Origin of the sequence: Brevibacillus nitrificans (assembly GCF_003710965.1) — a bacterium.
Taxonomy (GTDB): Bacteria; Bacillota; Bacilli; order Brevibacillales; family Brevibacillaceae; genus Brevibacillus; species Brevibacillus centrosporus.
This window is the reverse complement of sequence record NZ_RHHU01000027.1, coordinates 1-19,641: the sequence shown is the minus strand read 5'-3', so window position 1 is coordinate 19,641 and position 19,641 is coordinate 1. Positions and strand designations below refer to the sequence as shown.

22 protein-coding genes are annotated in these 19,641 nt (G+C 51.0%); all 22 read right to left on the bottom strand.

What is annotated here, in order from left to right; genetic code table 11:
* Positions 1–8: 8 nt before the first annotated feature.
* The gene (locus EDM59_RS29820; protein ID WP_122926916.1) at positions 9–746 is read right to left on the bottom strand and encodes a WecB/TagA/CpsF family glycosyltransferase; all 738 of its coding nucleotides are present in this window, start codon (positions 744–746) and stop codon (positions 9–11) included.
* A gap of 70 nt (positions 747–816) precedes the next feature.
* Positions 817–1,275, bottom strand: coding sequence for a 3-hydroxyacyl-ACP dehydratase FabZ (gene fabZ / locus EDM59_RS29815; RefSeq protein ID WP_092268244.1), 459 nt, complete (start codon positions 1,273–1,275; stop codon positions 817–819).
* Positions 1,276–1,434: 159 nt separating this feature from the next.
* Positions 1,435–1,956, bottom strand: coding sequence for a CDP-alcohol phosphatidyltransferase family protein (locus tag EDM59_RS29810; RefSeq protein ID WP_122926915.1), 522 nt, complete (start codon positions 1,954–1,956; stop codon positions 1,435–1,437).
* Positions 1,957–2,096: 140 nt separating this feature from the next.
* Complete coding sequence (locus EDM59_RS29805) at positions 2,097–2,345, bottom strand: DNA-directed RNA polymerase subunit beta (RefSeq protein WP_092268246.1); 249 nt, start codon at positions 2,343–2,345, stop codon at positions 2,097–2,099.
* Positions 2,346–2,376: 31 nt separating this feature from the next.
* Positions 2,377–3,210 carry a flagellar hook-basal body protein gene (locus EDM59_RS29800; protein WP_122926914.1) on the bottom strand — a complete coding sequence of 278 codons (834 nt, stop codon included), beginning with the start codon at positions 3,208–3,210 and terminating at the stop codon, positions 2,377–2,379.
* 15 nt (positions 3,211–3,225) lie between these two features.
* Positions 3,226–4,194, bottom strand: a complete 969-nt coding sequence (locus EDM59_RS29795; RefSeq protein WP_122926913.1) for a flagellar hook-basal body protein — start codon at positions 4,192–4,194, stop codon at positions 3,226–3,228.
* Between the two features lie 6 nt (positions 4,195–4,200).
* Positions 4,201–5,217 carry a rod shape-determining protein gene (gene mreB / locus EDM59_RS29790; protein WP_122926912.1) on the bottom strand — a complete coding sequence of 339 codons (1,017 nt, stop codon included), beginning with the start codon at positions 5,215–5,217 and terminating at the stop codon, positions 4,201–4,203.
* Between the two features lie 80 nt (positions 5,218–5,297).
* Positions 5,298–5,582 (bottom strand): sporulation transcriptional regulator SpoIIID, encoded by a 285-nt coding sequence (spoIIID, locus tag EDM59_RS29785; protein WP_055745664.1) that lies wholly within the window; start codon positions 5,580–5,582, stop codon positions 5,298–5,300.
* 202 nt (positions 5,583–5,784) lie between these two features.
* Positions 5,785–6,516, bottom strand: a complete 732-nt coding sequence (gene spoIIQ / locus EDM59_RS29780; RefSeq protein ID WP_122926911.1) for a stage II sporulation protein SpoIIQ — start codon at positions 6,514–6,516, stop codon at positions 5,785–5,787.
* A 90-nt stretch (positions 6,517–6,606) separates the two neighbouring features.
* Positions 6,607–7,617 carry a stage II sporulation protein D gene (gene spoIID / locus EDM59_RS29775; protein ID WP_122926910.1) on the bottom strand — a complete coding sequence of 337 codons (1,011 nt, stop codon included), beginning with the start codon at positions 7,615–7,617 and terminating at the stop codon, positions 6,607–6,609.
* A 135-nt stretch (positions 7,618–7,752) separates the two neighbouring features.
* Positions 7,753–9,078, bottom strand: a complete 1,326-nt coding sequence (murA, locus tag EDM59_RS29770) for a UDP-N-acetylglucosamine 1-carboxyvinyltransferase (protein WP_092268252.1) — start codon at positions 9,076–9,078, stop codon at positions 7,753–7,755.
* Positions 9,079–9,096: 18 nt separating this feature from the next.
* The gene (locus EDM59_RS29765; RefSeq protein WP_122926909.1) at positions 9,097–9,843 is read right to left on the bottom strand and encodes a YwmB family TATA-box binding protein; all 747 of its coding nucleotides are present in this window, start codon (positions 9,841–9,843) and stop codon (positions 9,097–9,099) included.
* Between the two features lie 99 nt (positions 9,844–9,942).
* A complete protein-coding gene (locus tag EDM59_RS29760; RefSeq protein ID WP_122926908.1) occupies positions 9,943–10,173 on the bottom strand; it encodes a DUF1146 family protein in 231 nt (76 codons plus the stop codon).
* A 117-nt stretch (positions 10,174–10,290) separates the two neighbouring features.
* Complete coding sequence (gene nuoN, locus EDM59_RS29755; protein WP_122926907.1) at positions 10,291–11,817, bottom strand: NADH-quinone oxidoreductase subunit NuoN; 1,527 nt, start codon at positions 11,815–11,817, stop codon at positions 10,291–10,293.
* A 4-nt stretch (positions 11,818–11,821) separates the two neighbouring features.
* Positions 11,822–13,363 (bottom strand): complex I subunit 4 family protein, encoded by a 1,542-nt coding sequence (locus tag EDM59_RS29750; protein ID WP_122926906.1) that lies wholly within the window; start codon positions 13,361–13,363, stop codon positions 11,822–11,824.
* A complete protein-coding gene (nuoL, locus tag EDM59_RS29745) occupies positions 13,347–15,269 on the bottom strand; it encodes an NADH-quinone oxidoreductase subunit L (RefSeq protein ID WP_122926905.1) in 1,923 nt (640 codons plus the stop codon). Before nuoL ends, EDM59_RS29750 begins: the two co-directional genes overlap by 17 nt.
* Positions 15,270–15,296: 27 nt before the next feature.
* Positions 15,297–15,608 carry an NADH-quinone oxidoreductase subunit NuoK gene (gene nuoK / locus EDM59_RS29740; protein ID WP_092268258.1) on the bottom strand — a complete coding sequence of 104 codons (312 nt, stop codon included), beginning with the start codon at positions 15,606–15,608 and terminating at the stop codon, positions 15,297–15,299.
* Positions 15,605–16,114 (bottom strand): NADH-quinone oxidoreductase subunit J, encoded by a 510-nt coding sequence (locus EDM59_RS29735; protein WP_092268259.1) that lies wholly within the window; start codon positions 16,112–16,114, stop codon positions 15,605–15,607. The genes nuoK and EDM59_RS29735 overlap by 4 nt, the downstream gene beginning before the upstream one ends.
* Positions 16,115–16,116: 2 nt before the next feature.
* Positions 16,117–16,530, bottom strand: coding sequence for an NADH-quinone oxidoreductase subunit NuoI (nuoI, locus tag EDM59_RS29730; RefSeq protein WP_122926904.1), 414 nt, complete (start codon positions 16,528–16,530; stop codon positions 16,117–16,119).
* Between the two features lie 99 nt (positions 16,531–16,629).
* The gene (gene nuoH, locus EDM59_RS29725) at positions 16,630–17,637 is read right to left on the bottom strand and encodes an NADH-quinone oxidoreductase subunit NuoH (protein ID WP_122926903.1); all 1,008 of its coding nucleotides are present in this window, start codon (positions 17,635–17,637) and stop codon (positions 16,630–16,632) included.
* Positions 17,637–18,785 carry an NADH-quinone oxidoreductase subunit D gene (locus EDM59_RS29720; RefSeq protein WP_122926902.1) on the bottom strand — a complete coding sequence of 383 codons (1,149 nt, stop codon included), beginning with the start codon at positions 18,783–18,785 and terminating at the stop codon, positions 17,637–17,639. The genes nuoH and EDM59_RS29720 overlap by 1 nt, the downstream gene beginning before the upstream one ends.
* A 3-nt stretch (positions 18,786–18,788) precedes the next feature.
* Positions 18,789–19,641 (bottom strand): NADH-quinone oxidoreductase subunit C (locus EDM59_RS29715; protein ID WP_122926901.1); only part of this gene is annotated, 853 nt, incomplete at its 5' end.

The window sequence follows — 19,641 nt, the reverse complement described above, 5'->3', positions numbered from 1 at the left end:
GGGTGCATCTAGGAGCGGCCACTCCATTTTTCTCTCAAGACTGTCAGGACAAACCGCGGAATAGCGAGCTGGCGCTTCCAGCGGGAAGGCTGGGATACCAGGCGATAAAACCATTCCAGATGCAGTTTCTGCCAGATAGCAGGGGCACGCTTTACTTTCCCGGAAATGACGTCAAAGCTGCCGCCCACTCCCATCATCAGGGAAGCATTCAACTGATCGCGATACTTGACCATCCATTCTTCCTGTCTCGGCGCCCCCAACGCCACAAACAAGAGGTGGGGCTTTTTCTCCGCGATATCTTGCACGATTTGTTCTTCTTCGTCTTGTCGGAAATATCCGTCCCGATACCCGACGACGCGCGCGCTCGGATAGCGCTCAGCCAGCTTCTGTGCAGCCAAACTGATGACCTCCGGGTGCGCCCCCAACAAATATACACTCCAACGGCGCCGATCCGCTTCGGCCATTAAAGCCTCCAGCAGCTCGACTCCCGTAACGCGCTCATAAATGGGTTGATTCGTCCATTTGGCGGCGTACACGATACCAATACCATCTGGAACGACATAGGCTTGTTCCACAATAGCACGAAAGCCCCGGTGTTCTCTCGCCAGCATGACGATTTCCGGGTTGGCGGTAACGACATGTGTCTGTTTTCCGCTCTCGATCCTTTCGACCATGTAGTCCACGCTTTCGCGAAAGCCTCGTGTAGAAAACGGTACACCTAATATACTTGCGACCTGTTTGGTCAATGGTTTCACCTTCAATGTATAAGTTGCCCACTAGCCATTTTACCTGAAAAGAAAGGCACATTCAATAAGATCAAGAATGTGCCCCTGCTCCTGCAGTCAGTGCAAACATCAGTCCACCCTCTGCTACTACCTTGCCATTTACCAATGCTTTCCCGTATCCTTTTCCTACCGTACCTCGCACTCGGGTCAATTCAACCTCCAGCGTCAGCGTATCACCGGGCTTTACTTGGTCCTTGAAGCGGAACTCATCGATCCCCGCGAACAGTCCGATTTTTCCTTGATGTTCCTCTACGCTCAGCATAGCTACTGCGCCGACCTGCGCCAAAGCTTCCACAATTAGGACGCCAGGCATGACGGGATACCCAGGAAAATGGCCTTGGAAAAACGGCTCGTTGATCGTTACATTTTTCACACCGATTGCTTTTTTGCCTTGCTCCAGCTCTACGATCTTGTCCACCAGCAAAAACGGATACCGATGAGGAATGATTTGCTGAATCTGTACGATATCTAGAGGCGCTTTGATTTCCATATTACACCGCTCCATTTCCATTCTTAACTAGACTTGTCCATGCATGAAGACCCGTCTGCGAAGTGAGACTATAAACAACACCCAACTCCGTTCAAACGGGGCCAGGGGTTAAGATAAAGGAGCGCTTCCCAGAGTGGGAAGTGCTCTTTTTCCCCATCATTACGACCGGTTCAACAAACGAAACTTTCCCAGATAGATCGCGCTCGTGATAAACGAAAACGCAATGACTGACCAGAGAATGGCTTCGCTGTATTCATAACGAAACATCACCAAAGGGAATACCAGGTAAAATAATACCGTGGTCAGCTTGCCATATGTATTTGCTGGTACCGTCTTTTTGCCCCGCAGGTGATACACGGCTCCTGTTGCGATCATCGCGATGTCCCGCGCAAAGAAAAACAAGGCGGCCCACAGACTGATGCGCTCGGTCAAAAACAACGATGCGATCACTGCCATCATCATTAATTTATCCGCAAGAGGATCCATCATGATCCCGAACGTGGTCACCAGCTTATGCTTCCTCGCGATATACCCATCCAAAATGTCTGTTAACCCCGCCAAAATCAGGATACCCAAAGCAATCTCTACATGATACGGTGCTTCGGAAAAAAAGACGTACAGGTACAAGGGGATGAGGACAAGGCGAAAGACCGTAAGCAAATTAGGAAGATTCACGGATATCCCTCCGTAGTCAGATCGTCACTTCCTTTTTCAACCACTCGATCTATTATACTCTGTGGACAATCGCCCCAACAAGTCCCCGCAAAAAACGCGTGCCCAAACCATTTGGTTCAGCCACGCGTTCATCTAAGACACGTTCATTACGTACCGGCAAACAGCAAGTCCCACATATGCTTGTATGTACCGAGATCAAACACTTCAGAAGCTGGCTCGTGCCCTACAACGCCGTAGCCGATCATCAAACCGACGATCAGTGAGAGGAACAGCAGCAGCGGAACCATCACGATCTTGATCAGGACGATGGGCCAGTTCTTGCCTCTTCGTACGCGTTCTTTGGTCTTGATCTCCTGGGCTTCACGCGGGAATGGTTGTCCCTTTCCTCGATCCATGCTCCTCTCTCCCGTCATCATCAGTAAGTTATTATCTGCTTCGAATGGAGTTGGCAATTCCCATCATCTGATCGCTAATGCCAATCGCACGAGAATTCAGCTGATACGCACGCTGAATGTTCACCAGCTGAGACATTTCTTCCACCATGTTCACGTTGGAAGTCTCCAAAGCGCCTTGGCGAAGAGTCGCGATCCCTTCATCGATGGCGTTCACATATTTGCTGTCAGGCGCAGCCCCGGACGCCAGCTCTGCGTCATACAAATTTCCGCCTACCGCCTGCAGCTGATCAGGGTTGTCCACTTTCCACAGACCGATCGGCGCATACTCGGTACCATCTGCCGTCAGCATCCCCTCTTTGGAGATCTGAATATCGCGTACCGGCTCCGGCAAAACAATCGGAATGCCGCTATTGTCCGTCAACGTATATCCAGAGGCTGTGTGAAGGACATAGCCTCCCTCATCATCATTGTATTGAATTTTAAAGGAGCCGTCACGTGTAAAACGGTTTTGTTCCTCAATGATTGCTCCCGTAGCATCCTTGATCTTTTTCGTAACGAGGAAATATCCGTCGCCCTCAATCATCAGGTCTGTCGGCACATCGGTCTGTTTCATGTTTCCTTGACCCATGTCCAGCTTGATCATTCCCAGGCGTGCCCCGCTGCCTACGCGCAAGCCAGGCGGGGTATTGCGGTTTTCTTCATCGGCTTTGGGCTGCTCGTTCATCGAGTCGGAGAGCAGCTCAGAAAAGGAAGCCACCCGACGCTTGTACCCAACCGTATCGAGATTCGACAGGTTGTTCGACGTATTGTCCAGTGCTTGCTGGATCCCGCGCATAGCGGCGGTAGATATGTTAAGCGACTGCATCTGTGCTACCTCCTATTACCCGTTTACCCGGCCGATTTCGTTCGCCGCTTTTTCCATGGTGCCGTCAATGGTCGTGATGACACGCTGGTTTGCTTCGTAAGCGCGCAATGCGCTCATCATACTTGTAATCGTCTGCATCGGATCGACGTTTGCCCGCTCCACCCAGCCTTGCTGTGTTCCATATCGTCCAGCGATAGTCGGAACGGTGTACTGTCCAGCCGCAATCGCCGCCTGATCATTTGCTTCGGCTTCGTCCAGCGCCTCGACTTCCCCGTCACCTTCGTATCGGAAAATGTTGGTGCCTTCCCGAACGAGCTTTTGCGGATCTGTTACCACATTAAGTCCCAGTCTTAGGTTGTTCGGCATCGTTACCAGGTCTTTGGTTACCGGATCTTCGTACTGCAGCTCGCCCAAACGGCTAATCTTCAGTCCTTGTCCAATATTCAGACCAGTCACCGGGTCGTTCACCCGAATGGCCTGACGATCGTTATCCAATACATAATAGCCATCCGCCGTAACGAGATACCCTTCCGAATTCACATTCCAGTTACCGTTTCGCGTATAGCGCACATCCTCTGGCTGTGCAGGTTGTGCCGCATCCTCCAGCTTCGCTACGCTGTAAAACAGTCTCCGCTCGTTTCCGTCCTGATCTGGCTGGAGGTTGTCCAGCAATGCTACGTCAAAAGGATTCCGCGTCTCGGTGATATCTCCCTGCTTGAACAGAGGAAGAGCCTCCGACATGTAAACACCGGAGCCCAGACGTCCGATAACCGCAGCCTGTCCATCCAAATTGGGATAGCCGGCAATATCAGGACCTTCCTGGTCGCGAATGCGGGAAATCAATTGTTCTGGAAAAGCGCGCATCACACCCATGTCCTGTTTGAACCCTGGAGTGTTGACGTTAGCCAGATTGTTCGCCAGCGATTCCTGCCTGTTCTGCAAGGCCAACATGCCTGATGCAGACGTATACAAGCCTCTGATCACGTAATCTTACCCCCTGAATAATTTCTTATTCCGGTGCGCTGGTACTTTGTCCAGGTAGTCCAGCATCATTCCTGTTCCTTTGGCTACGCACATCATCGGCTCGTCCGCTACCAGGACGGGGACTTTCAATTCGTCCGCCAGAATCTGGTCGATACCGTGCAATAATGCGCCGCCACCGGTCAAGAAAACACCCTTATCAATTATATCGGCAGAAAGTTCCGGAGGTGTTCGTTCTAAAACAGATTTTGAGGCTTGTACAATCGCACTAACCGACTCGGCCAGGGCTTCTTGGACTTCGTTCGAGCGAATCGTAATCGTCTGTGGCAGCCCGCTCACCATATCTCTCCCTCGAATGTCCATTTCGTCCTGGCGCGTATCGGAAACGGTCCCAATCTGAACTTTGATGTCTTCAGCCGTGCGTTCTCCAATCAGCAACTTATATTTATTTTTTATGTACCGCATAATAGCCACATCAAATGTATCGCCTGCTATTTTGATGGAGGATGAAGTGACAATGTCGCCCATCGACAGGACAGCGACATCGGTAGTACCTCCACCGATATCCACTACCATATTGCCCGACGGCTGAAAAATGTCCATACCTGCCCCTACTGCAGCCACTTTCGGTTCTTCCTCGATGTATACTTCTCTGGCGCCGCCGCTGCGTTCAGCCGCTTCTCGAATCGCCTTTTGCTCAACCGAAGTAATATTCGTCGGGCAGCAAATCAAGATTCGCGGGCGAGCAAACATGCTTTTTCCGCCAATCTTGGTCAAGAAGTGTTTCAGCATGGCTTCTGTAATTTCAAAATCCGCAATAACTCCTTCTCGCAAAGGTCGGATCGCTACTATGTTCCCTGGGGTACGGCCCACCATTCGGCGCGCTTCGTTGCCCACAGCCAATACTTTTCTGGTTTTGCTGTCTATTGCTACGACAGATGGTTCATCCAGGACAATCCCCTTGCCTTTTACAAAAACCAAGACATTGGCTGTCCCCAAGTCGATCCCGATATCTTTGCCAAACATGAAAGGTCCTCCCTGTTACCAGTTACATTTCTACCTAATATCATAGGCTCTTCTACGTAAGAGGACAAGGAAATTCTTTCTTACACACTCTCCTCCTGTTCTATTCGAACCTTTTTACTGCGCCGTTTGTACTTGATTTTCGTGGCTTCTCCACCTCGCAAATGTCTGATGGCTTTGTGATATTCCAAAATTTCCTTTACCTGGTTCGCCAACTCTGGATTTATCTCAGGCAGCCGCTCAGTCAAGTCCTTGTGCACTGTACTTTTCGAAACACCGAACTCTTTGGCGATCATCCGGACCGTATTTCGCGTCTCCACAATATATCGGCCGATTTTGATGGTTCGCTCTTTGATGTAGTCGTGCACGTCACTCGCCTCCTTGTATCTACATTGTCTGATACAATATATGGGTGCGTAGGGACACATATTCTACGTTTCCAAGCCTGACAAGCCAGCACGGCCCCATCTTTTTTCAACAGTTTGTACACATTGGGCAAAATTGTCCTTTTTCATGCAAAAAACACCCGTGAAAGGAGATCCCTTCACAGGTGTTTGGCAAAATGACCGATTATTGGTTTTTTACTTCCGGTTCGCCTTGAATCAAGTATTGCTCCGGATTTACAGACTTGTTATCGACGCGAACTTCAAAGTGAAGGTGAACGCCAGAATCCTTTTCGTATTCGTTGCGTCCAGCAGAACCGATAACTTGGCCTTGGGTCACTTCATCGCCTGGTTTCACGACTACGTTTTCCAGGCTTTGATACACCGTTACCATTTTATCCGCGTGTTCCACTTCGATCACTTTTCCGACAAGTGGGTCGTTTTCCACTTTTACGACCTTCCCTGCCAAAGCAGCTACGACATCAAAGCTTTTGCCATCCGTAGACTTCAGATCAATACCTGTGTGCGGGAAGAAAGAGTTATTGTACTTGACCAACGCTTTTTGCTGATTGTCCTTGGAGGCTTGCTCATCATAGAAGCTCATCCCCAATTCGTACTGCACTTGCTTGCCAACGGGCCATACCAACGGTTGCGTTGTACCTGCGACTGGAACCGCTTCTTCGCCTTGTGGCTGTTCAGCCGGGGTTTCGGGAGTCGTCACAGCCACGTCTTCCTTAACGTCTGTCAAATTGGAGACGGTGCTGATGATGCTGCCCTGATACCACATCACAAAAGCGAGAATGATTGCTGCGGTGCCGATGTAGATCGCGGGAAATGCCCATTTCTTACCCAAGACTTTTTTCCATGCACTTGCCTTCTTGAAAGGAATCGGTTGATTTTGATTTTTTTGATCTTCCATTATTTTCATCACCTCATCCCTCAGTATCGCCAGAATTTTGGCGTATAAACCTGAGAGAGAAGGGAAAAGTAAAAATTTGCAGATACGTAACTAAACTGGGACGAATTTCGTAAAGTTTTGCAGGGAGATTCCTTGATAGAAGTACTTTACGATCTCTTCGGCGTTCTTTCCGCTTTTCGCCATACCGTTCGCTCCCCACTGACTCATGCCGACGCCGTGACCGTATCCTTTGGTCGTAATGTACACCTGGCCGCCACGCAGCTCCAAGGTAAAGGAAGAAGAATTCAAATTGAGCTTCTCCCGGAATTCCCGTCCCGAAAACTCTTTGCCGCCAATGCTGATTTTGCCAACCCGGTTTCCTGTCGTTTTTGCCTCGATCTGAAACCATGCTCCGTTGGTGGATGCCTCCTGTGTCAATTTGACACCCAGACTCTTTTCCAACTGAGCGGTAGACATCGTTACGGTCTCTTCATATCGCGGCGATTGAATGTCCCAGGGACTCGGTACGCTTTTCAAGTACGGAATCGATTGTTCCCAGTACTCCCCCGAGTTTTCCGTAAAGCCGTTGCTGGTAGAAAAAAAGGTCGCATCGATCGGCTTTCCATCGTAAGTCAATACGACACCTGCCGTTTCCCGGACGGCTTGCAAAATTCGTTGATTTTTCCATTCGTACTGGTCCCCCCACCGCTCACGCCGCTGTGCATCATCCATATACACCTGATGCTGTACGGTATCCAGTACCTGGGCTCCCTGTGGCACATCGTCCAGCTTGCCTTCGTTCAACCTGCGAACGATATAAGTTCTGGCTGCCATCGCTTGCGCCTTTAAGGCTTCCAGTTCAAATTCGGCAGGCATCTCCGCTGCTACCACGCCAGCGATGTACGTTTCCAGAGGCATCGTTTCCACCACCTTTTTCTCGGTGCGGTAAACTTTCACCGGTAGAGAAGGTCCTGTGCTGGCAGGTTTGTCCGGAACAGACACGGCCACATCCGCAGTCCCTCCCGTAGAGGCCGTTGGCGAAAAGAAGTAGACCAGGGAAGCCGGAATCGCGACGAGCAAGATCGGCAATACGATGAACCACAGGAGTAGGTAACGTTTCATGCGTCAGATCCTCCTCGCTTTGTAGCTAGACACTGTAATATCTATGTCTTTTGCGCAGGCGGTAGAACGCGAGAATGAGAGAGAAGCGAGAAAGAAAAAAGACCCTCTGCTTTCACAGAGAGTCTCGCTTTTTGCCTATGCAAAATTAGGAGAGAAGCTTACTTTCATGGATTCAGATACGCTCACTTCACGAGTCTTGCTTTCCGGAGTGACGCGTTCGACATCAGCGCCCAATGCCAGCAGCTTTTCCGTAAAGTTCACATAGCCGCGGTCGATGTGGTGAAGGGCCGAAACCTCTGTTTCCCCATCAGACACCAGTCCTGCCAAGACAAGTGCTGCACCTGCACGCAGATCCGTTGCAGCGACTTTGCTGCCAGTCAGCTTGGAGCCACCTTCGACGATTGCACTGCGGCCTTCGATTTTGATATTGGCATTCATACGGCGGAATTCTTCCACATGCATGAAGCGATTCTCAAAAACGGTTTCCGTCACAATGCTAGTACCCTCGGATACGAGCAAGAGCGCCATCATTTGCGATTGCATGTCTGTCGGAAAGCCCGGATACGGCAAGGTTTTCAGGTCGACAGCTTTCAACGCGCCTGTGCGGCGAACGCGAATTCCGTTTTCCTGCTCATCCACCTCAACACCCATCTCGCGCAGCTTCGCCGTTACGGATTTGAGGTGATCGCAAATCGCCCCTTCTACAAACACGTCTCCGCCGGTAATCGCTGCCGCTACCATGAATGTCCCCGCTTCAATGCGGTCCGGGATTACGCAATGCGTGCACCCCGTCATTTTGTCCACGCCTTCAATGCGAATCGATCCAGTACCGGCACCGCGGATTTTTGCCCCCATCCGATTCAGGAAGTTTGCCAAATCTACGATCTCCGGTTCCTCTGCTGCATTTTCAATCACGGTGGTTCCCTCTGCCAAAGCAGCTGCCATCATGATATTTTCCGTGGCACCTACACTCGCGATGTCCAGGTAGATTTTTGCACCTTTCAATCGTCCCTCTACGCTTGCCTCAATGTACCCTTGTCCGATTTCGATTTTGGCTCCCATAGCCTCAAACCCTTTCAGGTGTTGATCGATCGGGCGGGTACCAATGGCACAACCACCTGGAAGAGCGACTCTAGCTCGTCCCTGTCTTGCCAAAAGCGGCCCCATTACCAGGAAGGATGCACGCATTTTGCGAACGAGTTCATAGGATGCTTCCACGCTAGTCAGCTTGGCAGCATTTACTGTCAGCACTTCATGATCATATGTAAGGGAGATTCCCATCGATTTCAAGAGGTCGCATATTGTCCTGACATCGTCAAGCGCCGGTACGTCTGAGATGACGCAAGTCCCTTCTTCGGCCAGGATAGATGCTGCAATAATAGGGAGCACGGCATTTTTGGCGCCAGAGACTTTCACATTCCCCGACAATGCCTTACCACCGCGGACAATAATTTTATCCAATGTGTACCCCTCCGCGTGCTAATATTCCACTGTGATAATTGGTGTTCCTACGGTGATCCACGTTTTTTCAGAATCGCTGTCACGATGGGTTGCCACCTGTAGATTCATTTTTTGTCCGTTTAACGCAAGGAACGGTTCCCACATACGGGTATGCCCGGAAATGCTTACAACCGTCTCATCCTGCAAACGTTCGAGCTCTGTTGCTTGGAGGGTCCGAAAAATCGACAAAATCCTACCCTCCTGTTGGTCAACACTCATCTTATCATTGTACATTCCGCGAATACAAGTGCTAATTTGCGGAATAAAGTTGGCTTTTTTCAGGGCTTTCGCGAACGTTTCCTGCATCTCTTCCATATATAGTAGCGTTTGAGGACTTCCCGTCAAGTGCAGCACTACATATGTGTCAAAAGAACCATTTTTGGAAACAGCTGACACCTCATAGCGCAATTGGACGCCCTCTTTCTGGGTTTCGGACTGATACACGATCATCTGATGTTTTCGCGAGATTTCGACATGGGAAAATGGAATCTCTAGTTGTTTTGCCCAACGCTCTGCCAACCTTTTGACTTCGTCCGGACTCTCTACCAGCCCCATCGCGGTACGTGCACGCACCTGAATCGTTTCTCCAGCAGCTCCGGATTCTTCCAAAGCACGTAACAGTTTTGCGGCAACTGGCTTTTCTTCCTTTGCTTGTGCAGGCATCCAGTAGATTGCCCCCAAGATCACAACAAGTGCCAGCATAACGAACCCAGACCATTTCCCCATGTTCAATCCCTCTCCCGTTCACATGCATCTCTTTGTACTTCTCATTTTGCACATGAAACTGGGTGGATATACCAGTAAATCAGTTGGAAGTTTGGACTGCTATTGAAACATGTTCCCGAACGCAAGGGACCAGCCCAAATAATCGAGGAAGAAGCGAGATATCTCATACCCTACCACGACTGACAAAAAGATTTGCAACAGCTTGGCCTGCCCGCTGTTTGGCTTTTTCACGATCTTCTCAAAGCGAAGCGACTGCAGGGACCACCAAGCAAGACCGATAAATACGATCGTGACGATAATGCTGACAAAGCCGTAAATTTCTTGCGGCACTCTCATTTCCTCCTCTGTTCTCTGTAGAAAAATACGAGTGTAAGTACGAAAAAAAGGGACAGCCCCGATTCGAGGCTATCCCTCTATTGTACATGAACCGCTACGCTGTTTCGAGTTTCATCGGAAGCTCGGCGGCAGCATATTTCCAAAATCGAATGACGGATTGAAATGCGCCTGGATATAATCGGTTACGAGTCCCGGGAAAGCCCCAAAGAACACGGTTGCAACCGCCATCACGAGAACAAAGGTCCAGATCCCTTTTGGTACGTACAATGCAGCTTCGCTCGAACCAGGACGCATGTACATTTGCCGTATAATCCCGAAGTAGTAGTAGTACGAAACGACGCTGGTGATGATCATGATCGCAGAGAGCCAGTAGTTTTCCTGTGCGAGAGCGCTCATGAACAGATAGAACTTCCCGAAAAACCCTGCCGTGATCGGAATCCCTGCCAAGGAGAGCAAGAAAATGCTCATCGCGATCGCAAGGCTTGGCGAGCGATGATACAAACCGGCAAAGCCTTTCAAATCCTCTGTTCCTTGCTCGCGGGAGACGACCATGATGACAGCAAAAGCCCCGAAGCTGACGAGCAGATAGCCAAACAGGTAAAAGATCACTTCGCTAAAGAACAGCGTGGTCGGCGGGACAAACGGTACAAGCAAATACCCAGCCTGGGCAATACCCGAATACGCCATCATGCGTTTGACATTCGTTTGTCTGAGCGCCATCGTGTTACCGATAATCATCGATGCTGCCGCCATCAGTCCCAGATAGAGACTTCCATGGTCGAAGAAGAATCGACTGGAGCCATCTGTCACATTAAAGAACGAGATCAGCAGCAGACGGAACATAAGCGCGAAGCCCGCTGCTTTGGAAACCACCGCCAGGAATGCGGTGACGGGAGTCGGTGCCCCTTGATACACATCCGGTGCCCACATATGATTCGGAGCCGCGGATATTTTAAAAGCCAAACCAACCGCCAGAAAAGCAAACGAGATGTAGACGAGGAATTGATAGCCCGCCATGCCTGCTTCCGCCAGCTTGGTCGAAATCTCATACACATGCGTCGTTCCGGTCAAACCGTAGACGTATGACATCCCGAACAGCGTAATAGCTGTGGCGATACTGCCAGAGACGACGTACTTGAATGCCGATTCGTTCGATTGTAGCGACTTTTTCCGCAATCCGACCAGCACGTAGGAGGACAGCGACAAAAGCTCCAGACCTACAAACAGTGTGATCAGATCAGCAGAAGATGCCATGACCATCGCACCGAGAAGTCCCGTCAGCAGCAGGTAGTAATACTCACCGGTGTGCTCCACTTCTCTCTGCTTCAGATACGACAGGGACAGCAGCAAGGCAAACGCCGTTCCCGCCAGGAAAAGCAGCTTGAATGCATTGCCGTAGTTGTCGATCCGGATCATATCCGCCATATAGCTGTACGGCTTGTCGAGTATGTTTACATTGACGAAGACAAACACAGCAGCCAGTACAACCCCTACCAGGGAAAGCCAGCCGATCACCTGCTTGCCCAGTCGTTTCCCCGCGAACAGGTCCAAGAGGGACAGCACGGTTGCAAAGCCTAGAATAATAAACTCGGGCAGAAGGTAACTCCAGTTATACGAGAAGATATCTTTAACGTCCATGGATTTACCCTCCTATTCCCGTGACAATGGGTACGATCGTTTTCAGAGCTTGCTGCATCGGATTTCCCAGGACAGCCGGATATACACCGATCAGGATGATGCAGCCCAGCAGCACCACCATAGGAATGACCTCCATCGGCTGCGCGTCAGCGAGTCCTTCGAAACGTCCCGGCGTTTGGCCAAAGGTCGTACGCAGGATTGCCCGCAATAGGTAAACTGCCGTCAAGACAATGCCAATGGCTCCGATGGCTGCAAGAATCGGCATGCGCCCGAACAAGCCCAGGAAGGCGAAAAATTCGCTGATAAACCCGGACATCCCTGGCAGGCCCAGAGAAGCCATCGCGCCAGCCAGCAGAATTCCGCTGACAAACGGCATGGATTTCGCCAAGCCGCCGAGCTCGTCGATCTGCGAGGTCTGCGTCCGATCCCAAATCACGCCAATCAAGAAGAACAGCAGCGCGGAGATAAACCCGTGAGATACCACCTGAAACATCGCTCCCTGAAACCCGATGGTATTCATCGAGGCAAATCCGAGAAGGACGATTCCCATATGGCTGATACTGGAGTAGGCCAGCACCATTTTCAAATCCTTTTGGACGAAAGCCAGCACGGCTCCGTACAGGACGTTGATGATCCCCAATACCGCCAGCCAGGTCGAAAACGAGTAGGCTTGCTCCGGAAAGAAACCGATGCCCATACGCAGCAATCCGTACGCGCCCATTTTCAGCAGGATCCCCGAGTGAATCATGACGATAGAGGGAGGTGCCTGTACGTGTACCTTCAGCATCCACGTATGGAACGGAAACACGGGAAGCTTGATGGCAAAGGCGATAAACAAGGCCAAGAACAATCCGTAGCGGAAAGCTGGTGACAGTGCCGCTGCCGCCGGATGCTCAGGTGTAGATAAAATGGTTGCGATTTGTTCGATATTCATCGTACGCAGCACGATAAAGATGACGATGAAAGCGAGCAGCATGATGCCAGAGCCAATCCCGTTGTACAAGAGGAATTTGTTCGCGGCATGCTCACGTTCCCCGTAGCCCCAGATTCCGATCAGGAAGAACGTCGGAACGAGCGTCATCTCAAAGAAAATGAAGAAGAGGAACAGGTTGTCGGCCGCAAACACGCCGAGCATCCCCATCAGTAGAACATGAAACAGGATGAAGTACTCTTTCAGCCTCTTTTTGAGCTGCCAGGAGGCCACTGCCGCGAGTGTAGCAATGATCGCTGTCAGCAAAATCAACGGCATCGAAATCCCGTCTACACCCAGCTCGTAGTTAATATCAAACGTGAATACCGCTCCAGTCTGTGCCAAACCGATCGGAATCGAGATCCAGTCGTGCTTCTCCACAAACTGCAGGGCAGTCGCGTTGTAATTGAAAGAACCAAACATCCACAAAGCCAGGATCAGCGGCAGCAGGGTGCCGTAAATGCCGATCTGCTTGATTGCACCGCCCTGATGATTCGGCACAAAAGCGAGGATGATGATCGCCAGCAGCGGAGAAAACACCAGTGCTGACAGTAGGATATTAGTGACCGAATCCAAAGAGTCCACCTCCCTGCGCCGTCAAGCTGATGGCGACAATCAAGAGCAGCAATCCAAACAGAACCATCGCCCCGTAAGACTGCATCTGTCCGCTCTGCACTCGTGCATGCAGGGCACCGATCCCTTGGGTAATCTTTGCCGTCAGTCCCACCAAGCCATCTATGATGTACTTGTCAAAGGCATTCAAGAAAACGCCAAGCCATCCAAGCGGACGAACGAACACGTAATGGTAGAGCTCATCCACGTAATACTTGCGATAGGAGAGGCGATAGAGCCATGGCAGCGTCTCCGGTATGGAATCTGCAGGAATCGATTTTCGCCCGTACATCAGATAGGCAAGCAAGATGCCCAAGAAGGAAATGGCCAGAGCCAAAACCTGCAGCCATGCTGCAGCATGCTCACTTCCTTCTCCAAACACGCTGGCGATCGTATCGCCCGTTGGTGAAGCAAGCAGCCAATCCGTCAGAAGCGGTGCATACGGCGTATTGACGAACCCAGCCACTATGGCGAGAAAAGCGAGCACCAGCAAAGGACCCGTCATGACGGAAGGTGATTCATGTGCCTCATGCTTGCCACGCGCCTCGCCAGTAAAGGTAAGGAAGTACAGGCGGAACATGTAGAATGCGGTGAAGAAAGCAGCCACGAGTGCGAGCACCAAGAGATCGTATCGGTGCGCCCCGTACACTGCACCCAAGATCGCTTCCTTCGACCAAAAACCGGCAAATGGGAAAATCCCCGCAATCGCCAGGCAGCCAATCAAGAAAGTGAGCGCGGTAATCGGCATCTTCTTCCACAAACCGCCCATTTCGAATACATCCTGCGTATGTACAGCATGGATGACGCTACCCGCTCCCAGGAAGAGCAACGCTTTGAAAAAGGCATGGGTCATCAAGTGAAAGGAGCCTGCGACATAACCAGCAGCGCCCGCAACTCCCAGTGCCATCATCATGTAACCCAGCTGACTGACCGTCGAATAGGCGAGAACGCGTTTGATATCCCGCTGCGTCAGACCGATCGAAGCTGCGAAAATAGCGGTAAATCCACCTACGTAAGCTACCACAGTCAATGCTGTCTCCGATGCGATGAATACCGGATAGGTCGCTGCCACGAGGTACACCCCTGCTGCTACCATGGTTGCAGCGTGGATCAGGGCAGATACAGGAGTCGGCCCTTCCATCGCGTCAGGCAGCCACGTATGAAGCGGGAATTGCCCCGACTTCCCAACCGCTCCAACGAAGATGAGAATTGCAGCCAGCGTGACCATCCAAGGCTCCAGCCTGCCAAGTGCCACACTTTCAAAAATTTGATCGTACTCAAAGCTTCCGGTCCACCAGAACAAAAGACAGATTCCGATAAACAGACCTAGGTCGCCCACACGTGTAACGATGAACGCCTTTTTGGCCGCTGCCTTTGCTTCCGGCTTGAAGAAATAGTAGCCCACCAAAAGGAACGAGCAGACACCCACCAGCTCCCAGAAAATGTATACCTGCAAGAGATTAGGTGAAATCACCAGACCCAGCATGGAAAAGGTAAACAGGGCAAGATACTGATAAAACACAGGGAAGCGATCGTCTCCGTGCATGTAGCCTCTGGAGTAGATCTGGACCAACAGGCTGACCAATGTCACGATCACCAGCATCATGGCATTGAGCTGATTGACCTCATAGCCCATGTTGATCACGATGTCCCCTACCTGAAGCCACTCAACAACGAATTTATAATCTGCCGCTCCCCCCTGAAATCTCTCCCAGAAGATGAGCGCGGCTATCCCGAACGAAACTGCCGTCAGCACGATACCGACGAGTGAAGCTCCTTCTTTCAACTGGCGACCAAACGAAACGATCACGATGAAAGCTAGAAGCGGAAACAGAGGGATGAGCCAAGCGTAGTGCAGAAGAGTATCCATCTTTGTCCTCCTTTTCTGGTTTCCATCTTATCGTTTCATTTCATCCATTTCGTCTACGTTCACTGTCGCCTTGTTGCGATAGAAGGCAATCAAGATGGCCAATCCCAACGCTACCTCTGCAGCTGCGACTGTCATGCTAAACAACGTGAAAATTTGCCCGGATACGGAAGGGTACAGCCCGTATTTCGAGAATGCGACCAAATTGATGTTCACCGCATTCAGCATAAGCTCGATCGACAACAAAACGACGACTGCATTTCGTTTCGTCAGGGCTCCATACAGACCGACACAAAACAGAATCAAGGCGACTAGCAGATAGGAGGTAATGCTTACCGTCATTCGTTATCCCCCTCCTTCTTTGCCATAATGATCGCTCCGATCAAAGCGACCAGCAGAAGCACGGATACCAGCTCAAACGGAATCACGTACTCGGTGAAGACTACCAGACCAATCTCCTTCGCATTGCTCACCCCAGATGCAGCAGGCGGCGGAGATGCCGGCCAAGCAGTATTTTGGATTCCCCAGAACAACAGGGCGAAAACAAGCGCTACAAACAGCAAAATGAACCTGTTTTTCCATTTGCGTCCGGTTCCCTCGTCGTAAGCATCATGCTTGGTAAGCATGATCCCGAACAGCATCAGAATGGAAATGGCGCCTGAATAGACGAGTACCTGCGCGACTCCCACGAACTCTGCTCCGACGAGAACGAACAAGCCCGCAATACTGATAAAGGTAATACCTAGAGAGATGACCATGTGAACGACTCGGGTAAAGCTGATCATAAAGACAGCTCCGCCAATCGTCAGCAGAGAAAGAATAAAGAAGGCTACGAATTCGCCTGTCATCACTAGTTCTCCTCCCTGACGTTGGTATTGTTGTCGTCCAGCCATTTCAAGTTCTTGTACAGCTCATCACGGCTATACGCAGCTAGCTCAAAGTTGTTGGTCATCACAATCGCTTCTGTCGGGCAAACCTCCGTACACAAATCGCAAAGGATACAGAGCTCAAAGTTGATATCGTAGGTGTCAATCAGCTTTCCTTTTTTATCGGGATCTGGATGGGGCTTGCCTGTCAATTGGATGCATTCTGTTGGACAAATACGTGCGCACTGGTTGCAGACAATGCATTTCTCCGGAGAAAAGTGCTGGATGCCGCGAAAACGAGGCGGCATGGGAAAGGGAACATCCGGATAGAAATGCGTTATTTTTTTCTCAGTCAGCTTTTTAAAGGTATATCCCAGGCCTTTGGCCAATCCTAGCATGTGTGTCACCCCTCGGTTTTGAGAACTTCGCCTCGCTCATTACAATCCTTGGCGAGCCTACGTGCCTTCCATCCATCTAGCTACGCGCCCCTCCCCTTATTAGAACATGCCGTTCTGATAAGAGATGACGACGGCTGTGAGCAGGATGTTGAACAACGCTACGGGCAAGAGCACTTTCCAGGCGAACGACATCAGCTGGTCGACACGCATACGTGGCATAGTGGCCCGCAACCAGAACTGGAAGAATACATAGAGGGAAAACTTCAGCACGAACCAGATAATACCCGGTATGAAGCTCAGTGCGGGATGGATCGGCAGCCAGCCACCCAAGAACAGAACGGTAATCAATGTCCCCATTCCAAACATGTACACGTACTCCGCCAGCATGAACATCGCAAAGCGGAAGCCGGAATACTCGACGTGGTAACCTGCGACGAGCTCGGACTCTGCTTCGGGCAAGTCAAACGGGGTACGGTTCAGCTCTGCTTGTGCAGCGACAATGAAAACAACGAATCCGATAAACTGCGGAACGATATTCCAGACATCCCGCTGTGCCTCGACAATTTCACTGAGATTCATGCTGCCTGTCATGAGGACGATACCTACCACGGACATGACCAGCGGAACTTCATAGCTGATCATCTGCGCAGCGGAGCGGAGACCCCCGATCAGCGAATACTTGTTGTTCGAAGCCCAGCCTGCCGTAATTACCCCTAGGACGGTAATCCCGGACAAAGCGATGTAGTACAAAAGCCCAATCCCTAGGTCAGCAAACTGAATACTCTCCGTAAATGGCATCACCGCCAATACAGCAAATGCAGGCGCGTATGCCAGAATGGGAGCTAGCGTAAACAGCGCTTTGTCTGCGTGCAAAGGGCGTGTATCTTCTTTCAGCAAAAGCTTGGTAACGTCGGCTACCGTTTGCAATAGTCCCAGAGGACCTACCCTGTTTGGACCAATCCGAAGCTGCATCCACCCAATGACTTTTCGCTCAAAGTAAATGGCGTAGGTCACAAACCCCAGCAGGACCGCAAGCAAGACTACTGCTGCTACGATAAACCAAATGGTGTTTCCCAATGAGGGTGCTTGCTGCAAGAGTGTACTCATTAACAGTCAACCTCCCCGAGCACGATGTCGATGCTGCCCAGGATGGCGATCATGTTGGCGAGGTTTTCACCCTCCAGCAGTTTGGGCAAGATTTGCAGATTGGTGAATGAAGGGCGTCTGAACTTCAGCCTCCACGGCTTATCCTTGCCCTGACTTGCGATGTAACAGCCGATTTCTCCACGTGGAGATTCGATTCGCACGTACGTTTCCCCTGCTGGCGGCCGAATGACACGCGGCACTTTTCCGATGATCTCTCCCTCAGCAGGGAATTGATCGAGCGCCTGCTCAAGAATGCGAAGAGATTGTTCGATCTCGGCCATACGCAGGTGGTAACGCGCCATGCAATCTCCCTCTGTCGCCGTCGGAACGTCGAACTCAAAGCGGTCGTAGATGCAATACGGTTCGTCTTTGCGGATGTCCCACTTGATACCGGTTGAACGAAGCATGACACCGGAAAGCGAATAGTCCAGGGCAGTCTTGGAATCGAACTTCCCGATGCCTTTAATCCGGCTGATAAAGATTTCATTTCCCGTCACGAGCTGATGATAGCTCGGGAGTTCTTTTTTCATGTATTGCACGAAATCCTTTGCCTTCTCGATCCAGCCTGGAGGTGCATCCCATTTCACTCCGCCCACTCGCATGTAGTTGAAGGTCATGCGCGCACCGCAAAGCTCGTTAAACAGGTCGAGAATCATTTCCCGATCACGGAATGCATACAGGAAAGGTCCCATTGCCCCAATATCAAGCAAATACGTTCCCCACCAGACCAAATGGCTGGCGACTCGATTCAGCTCCATCGCAATCAATCGCAGAAATTGAGCTCGCTCAGGAATCTCCAATCCCATCATCGTTTCGACTGCATGACAGAGAACGTAGTTGTTGGTCATCGCTGATACGTAATCCATCCGGTCCGTATAGGGAATGATCTGCGTGTAGTTGAGATTCTCCGCCAATTTCTCTGTGCCGCGATGCAGATATCCCATCACAGGAATCGCTTCCCGAATCGTTTCCCCATCGATTTTGACGACGAGACGGAAAACGCCGTGCGTACTGGGATGCTGTGGTCCTACGTTCAACAGCATCTCTTCCGTGCGAATGCCTGTATCCGGCGAGGTTTCTACTTGCGTTGTGAGGATGTTCTGGTTCATTCGTTAAACCTCCTCGTCGTATTGCACATAGTCTTTTCGCAACGGGTAGCCTACCCAGTCGTCCGGCAGCAAAATTCGACGCAAATCCCTATGTCCCGGGAAATGAATACCTAAAAGGTCAAAAGTCTCACGCTCGTTCCAATTTGCTCCCTGCCAAACATTCATGACAGATGGAACGGAGGATTGCTCTCTGCTCGTTTTGACCTTCACTGCCACACTTTGCCGATTTTTGTAGGAATACAGATGGTAGTAAACCTCCATCCGGTCCTCGTAATCGACACCGTGCAAATCGGACAAATAGTCGAAGCCCAGCTGCTCGTCTTCTTTTAAAAAGGGAGCCACTTCATGCCAGCGCTCGTTTGTAATGACGAGGGTCGGCACTTCTTTTGCTAGTTCGTTTATATAAGAGGCTTCCAACACTTCTGCGCCAAACGCCTCTGTCAATCGGGAAATGTATTTGTCCAGGTAAGGCTGGTTTTTGGAAGGAGCTTTTGGTGCTGCATCGGCTCCAGAATCCTCTGCGCCAGTCGCCCCTTTGGCTTTCGCTGCAGCTGCTGCGGCGGCTTTCGCTTTGGCGGCTGCCGCTGCCTTCGCCTTGGCATCCTCTCCACCTGCGTCTGCAGAATCCCCGCCTGCTTCCCTGGCTGCCTTTGCCTTCGCAGCAGCCGCTGCTGCCGCTTTTGCTTTAGCTGCCGCCGCTGCTTTCGCCTTGGCATCAGCATCTGCTCCTGCTTCACCGGTGTCTCCGCCTTGGGCTGCATCCTTTGCTGCCTTTGCTGCTTGGGCCTTTGCCAGCGCCTCGGCTGCCGCCGCTTTTTTGGCTGCTGCCTTTTCCTCAGGCGTCATCTCGGACACC

Coding starts and splice junctions, on each gene's coding strand:
- EDM59_RS29805 (WP_092268246.1), bottom strand. CDS start 2,345: ATGGATCGAGGAAAGGGACAACCATTCCCGCGTGAAGCCCAGGAGATC.
- EDM59_RS29720 (WP_122926902.1), bottom strand. CDS start 18,785: ATGAACCAGAACATCCTCACAACGCAAGTAGAAACCTCGCCGGATACA.
- nuoL (WP_122926905.1), bottom strand. CDS start 15,269: ATGGATACTCTTCTGCACTACGCTTGGCTCATCCCTCTGTTTCCGCTT.
- mreB (WP_122926912.1), bottom strand. CDS start 5,217: ATGTTTGGCAAAGATATCGGGATCGACTTGGGGACAGCCAATGTCTTG.
- EDM59_RS29800 (WP_122926914.1), bottom strand. CDS start 3,210: ATGCAGTCGCTTAACATATCTACCGCCGCTATGCGCGGGATCCAGCAA.
- EDM59_RS29765 (WP_122926909.1), bottom strand. CDS start 9,843: ATGGGGAAATGGTCTGGGTTCGTTATGCTGGCACTTGTTGTGATCTTG.
- EDM59_RS29735 (WP_092268259.1), bottom strand. CDS start 16,114: ATGACAGGCGAATTCGTAGCCTTCTTTATTCTTTCTCTGCTGACGATT.
- nuoK (WP_092268258.1), bottom strand. CDS start 15,608: ATGACGGTAAGCATTACCTCCTATCTGCTAGTCGCCTTGATTCTGTTT.
- fabZ (WP_092268244.1), bottom strand. CDS start 1,275: ATGGAAATCAAAGCGCCTCTAGATATCGTACAGATTCAGCAAATCATT.
- nuoI (WP_122926904.1), bottom strand. CDS start 16,530: ATGCTAGGATTGGCCAAAGGCCTGGGATATACCTTTAAAAAGCTGACT.
- spoIID (WP_122926910.1), bottom strand. CDS start 7,617: ATGAAACGTTACCTACTCCTGTGGTTCATCGTATTGCCGATCTTGCTC.
- nuoN (WP_122926907.1), bottom strand. CDS start 11,817: ATGGACGTTAAAGATATCTTCTCGTATAACTGGAGTTACCTTCTGCCC.
- spoIIQ (WP_122926911.1), bottom strand. CDS start 6,516: ATGGAAGATCAAAAAAATCAAAATCAACCGATTCCTTTCAAGAAGGCA.
- nuoH (WP_122926903.1), bottom strand. CDS start 17,637: ATGAGTACACTCTTGCAGCAAGCACCCTCATTGGGAAACACCATTTGG.